The 4,176-nt window shown below is 69.0% G+C and carries 4 protein-coding genes; all 4 read right to left on the bottom strand.

Annotated elements, in window-relative coordinates:
* The coding region (locus tag V7067_RS16090) for a (Fe-S)-binding protein (protein WP_334176915.1) at nucleotides 1-267 on the bottom strand (267 nt) is incomplete at its 3' end.
* A gap of 152 nt (nucleotides 268-419) precedes the next feature.
* Nucleotides 420-899, bottom strand: coding sequence for a CYTH domain-containing protein (locus V7067_RS16085; RefSeq protein WP_334176914.1), 480 nt, complete (start codon nucleotides 897-899; stop codon nucleotides 420-422).
* 281 nt (nucleotides 900-1,180) lie between these two features.
* On the bottom strand, nucleotides 1,181-2,182 hold the full coding sequence (locus V7067_RS16080; protein WP_334176913.1) for a response regulator: 1,002 nt from the start codon (nucleotides 2,180-2,182) through the stop codon (nucleotides 1,181-1,183).
* The coding region (locus V7067_RS16075) for a hybrid sensor histidine kinase/response regulator (protein ID WP_334176912.1) at nucleotides 2,179-4,176 on the bottom strand (1,998 nt) is incomplete at its 5' end. The genes V7067_RS16075 and V7067_RS16080, both read right to left, overlap by 4 nt.

The raw sequence follows: 4,176 nt of genomic DNA, 5'->3' as shown, positions 1-4,176 counted from the left end.
CCGCACATAGCCGTTGCGGATGGTGTTGACGCACGACGAGGCCGGGCAGACCACCACCTCGGCATCCGCAAAGATATCGAGCGTGCGCCGCATCAGCGCCGTGGTCTCGTCGGGATAGCCGCTGTTGAGATGCATCTGGCCGCAGCAGGTCTGCTCCAGCGGAAAATCCACCTCGTGGCCCAGCCGTTCCAGCACGGCGACCACCGCCTGCCCGGTCTCGGGAAAGAGCGTGTCGTTGAAGCAGCCGATGAACAGGGAAATCTTCACGTCTCGCTCCCGCCTTGCAGCCCGCTCCGGCCTGACCAGCCGGGCAAAATCGCCGCTCAGGTCCAAACTGGTCTGACCACTTTGTGCTTTTTTGCTCCCTTAGCATCCCCTCTGCCGGGGCGGAAGAGGGACGCCGCCGGCATCCCTCGGAATCAGCGGCGCGGCGGCCAGGTGCAATAGGGGGCGCGCACGAGATTGGAGTTCTGGTAGCGCGGGTCGCCCGTCACCTCCTGCCCCAGCCAGCGCGGCCGGCTGAACGGCTGATCGGGATCGGTCAGTTCGATTTCCACCAGCACCAGACCTTCGTTGGGCCCGGCAAACTCATCCACCACCCACACGGAACCGTCGTGGAGAATTTCGTGGCGGGTCTTCTCGATGACCGGTTCGGCGTGAAACAGCTTCAGCATCTCTTCCGCATCCTTGTGCGGAATTTCATATTCGAACTCATGGCGCACCCGGTCGGAAACCGCGCCCTTGACGGTGATGAAGGCCTTGTCGCCCATCACCCGGATGCGGGCCACCACCATCGGGGTGCGGACGAAGTAGCCCTGCCGGATCGGCGTTGCGCTGCGCACCTCATTGCGCCAGTCATCGCTGGACACGAGGAATTTTCGTTCGATTTCAAGCGCCATCTCGCCTGCCCGGCACCTGCGCCGGGGTCCCTTTTCGCAGAATCGGCCGGCAGCACGGGGCCTGCCTGGCTGCCGGATGGCCGGGCGCAGATCCGAGCGCGCCACCGGCCTGACCGATCCTGATCCGAACGGATTGTCACAAACCAGACGGGCAAAAAGCCGCGATGCCGCCCTGCCTGTGATGGAGCCACGGAATGGCGCCGCGCGCAACGCACCGCGTGGCCGCCGGCGCCGCAAAACGCGGCTGCAAGGGCCCGGCAGGCCGGAAAATGAGACGGCCTTCAGAATTCGCCGATGGCGCGGGCGGCCAGAATGGCCGCGGAGGCCCGGTTCTCGACGCCGAGCTTGGCGTAGATCTGCTCAAGGTGCTTGTTCACCGTGCGCGGGCTGAGGCCGAGGATATCGCCGATATCGCGGTTCGACTTGCCGCGTGCGATCCACACCAGCACCTCCGCCTCGCGCGCCGTCAGGCCGAAGCGCTGCTTCAGCGCCGCCTCCTGCCCGGCCGCATCGTCGCTCGTCAGGCGGAACAGGAACTCATCCTCCGCCGTCTTGCCGAGGAAGGAGATGTCGAGCCGCCGGCCATCGGCTGCCATCAGGCTCACCGGCGCCACGGCGCCGGGCACGGCGCCGGCCGCCAGCCACGCCTTCAGCGGGTCCGGCATCAGCAGGCTGCCGTCGGCGGCTTCCGGCAGGCTGGCGCCGACGAGGCGCATGGCCTGCGGCGTGGACCACAGGATGCGCCCCTGCCGGTCGGCCGCCATCAGGAAGCGGCCGGCCGTGTCGAGGGCCGACCGCGCACTCTGCGCCGCGCGTGCATTGGCAATGTGCACGCGGATGCGGGCAAAAAGCTCGTCGAGATTGATCGGCTTCGTCACATAATCGACGCCGCCGGCCTCCAGTCCCTGCACGATGTGCTCGGTCTCCGTCAGCCCGGTCATGAAGATGATCGGCACATGGGCGAGCGCGCCGGCCTTCAGCCGCCGGCAGGTCTCGAAGCCGTCGAGGCCGGGCATGACGGCATCCATCAGCACCACGTCGGGCATCACCCGCTGCACCAGCGCCAGCGCCTGTTCGCCGGCGGTGGCCACCAGAACGGTTACGCCGGACTGTTCCAGCGCATCGGTCAGCAGGCTCAGGGTCTCCGGCGAATCGTCCACCACCAGCACGATGTCGCGCGTGCGCGGCAGGCCGGCCGGCCCGGCCCGGAGTGCATCGGAACGGGGCGCATCGGAACGGGACCCGTCGGACCGGGGAGAGCCGCTCCCGCTGCTGCTGGTCATGGCTGCGCCTCCTCCGGCCGGGCGGTTTCGATGAGGGCAATGAGGCGGTCGAAATCGAACCGGGCCATGATGGCGCGCACCTGCGCGATGAAGGCCGGATCGCCGCCCTCCCGCTCCAGTGCGGCAAGGCAGGTCTCGATGCCCCGCACATAGCCGATGGCCGCGTGCTGCAAAAGCGCCTCGCACACCGCCGCGTCGGGAAAGCGCAGACCGCCGCCGGCCGGCGTTTCCGCCGCAGGCCCGCTCCCGGGTGCGGCCGGCATGGCCGCGGCCGCCGCAGGCCCAGCGCCGGCTGCCGCCGGCCGGCGCTGCGGATCGCCGGCGCCGGTCCACAGCAGCCCGAGGTGCAGTTGCAGCCGGTCCAGAAGCTGGCGCAGGTCGAACGGCTTGGCGAGGGTGTCGTCGTGGGCCGCACTTTCGCCGGGCGCCGGGCGCGTATCGCCCACATTGGCCGACAGCATGACGATGGGCTGCCCCATCCCGCGCTCGCGCAGCGCCTGCGCCAGTTCCCAGCCGGTCATGCCGGGCATGGAGATATCGAGCAGGAACAGGTCCGGCTCGGCCGTCTCCACCGCCGCAAGGCAGGCCGGTCCGTCCGGGGCATCGCGCACGACGAAACCCACCGGCTCCAGCGCCGCGTGGATGAGGTCGCGGTGGTCGGCGTCGTCGTCCACCACCATCACCGTGCGCCGCGGCCCCTCATAGCCGAGCCCGTGGGCAACCGCCGCCCGCACCGCCCGCGGCCGCTCCACCGCCGCCAGCATCAGGCGCACGCGGAAACGGCTGCCGTGGCCGGCCCGGCTGGTGACCGAAATCTCGCCGCCCATCAGCTCCGTCAGCAGCTTGGTGATGGTCAGCCCCAGCCCCAGCCCCGCCGCCGCCCGGCTGGCCGGCCCGGAGCCGCGCTCGAACGGTTCGAAGATGCGCGCGATATCATCTTCCGCGATGCCGGGGCCGCTGTCCTCCACGGTGAAGGTTGCCACCTGATTGCGATAGCCGACGGTGAGCCCGACATGGCCGGCGCCGGTGAACTTGATGGCGTTGGTGAGCAGGTTGATGAGGATCTGCCGCAGGCGCTTCTCGTCGGTGACGACCACCTCCGGCAACTCGGCCGCCTGATAGGTGAAATCGAGCCCGCGGGCGCGGGCCTGAATGCGGAACATGTCGACGAGCTGGTCGAGAAAATCGGCGGTGCGCACCTCGTTGCGCTGGATCTGCAGCCGGCCGGCCTCGATCTTGGAAATGTCGAGCAGCCCGTCGATGAGGCCGGAGAGATGCTCGGCATTGCGGCGGATGGAGCGCACCCCGCCCATGCGCCCCGAAGGCACCGCCGGATCGCGCTCCAGCACCTGCGCATAGCCGAGCACGGCATTGAGCGGCGTGCGCAGTTCGTGACTGAGGCCGACCACATAGCGGCTTTTGGCCAGATTGGCCGCCTCGGCCGCCTCCTTGGCCTTCTGCAGGGCGGCGTCGGTGCGGCGGTGGGCCGCGATCTCGCGCAGGAGCAGCGTGTTCTGGCGGGCCGATTCCTCCTGCGCCACGCGCCGGCTCTCGTGCGCCAGCACGAAGAACCACGCGGCAATGCCGGCGATGATCATGAGGATGAAGAACGCCGCCCACAGCACGCGGGCGATGATATCGACATCGGCGGCGCCGCTGGAGGTCATCACCCAGAAGATGGCGGTCAGCAGGCCGCCGATGATCAGTCCGGCAAGCGCGATGAGGCCGAGATAGTGCCCGAGGCGGGAACTGATGCGCCCGACCAGCTGCCGCGGCAGCACATGCGACAGCGTCGCCTCCACCTGCGCTTCAAGCCGCGCCCGGGGCTTGCAGGAATCGTGGCAGCGCGCATCGAGCGAGCAGCACAGCGAGCAGATCGGCCCGGCATAGGCCGGGCAGAAGGCCATGTCCTCCGGCTCGAACGGATGCTCGCACACCGAACAGCGGATTTCGGTGCGCTGCATCCACTGCGCGCGCGGCTTGCGGGCCAGATA

The sequence above is a fragment of the Pseudoxanthobacter sp. genome (assembly GCF_036822375.1).
Taxonomy (GTDB): Bacteria; Pseudomonadota; Alphaproteobacteria; order Rhizobiales; family Segnochrobactraceae; genus Pseudoxanthobacter.
Note: the sequence above shows the minus strand (reverse complement) of the source record. Positions and strands in the feature narration are given on the sequence as shown.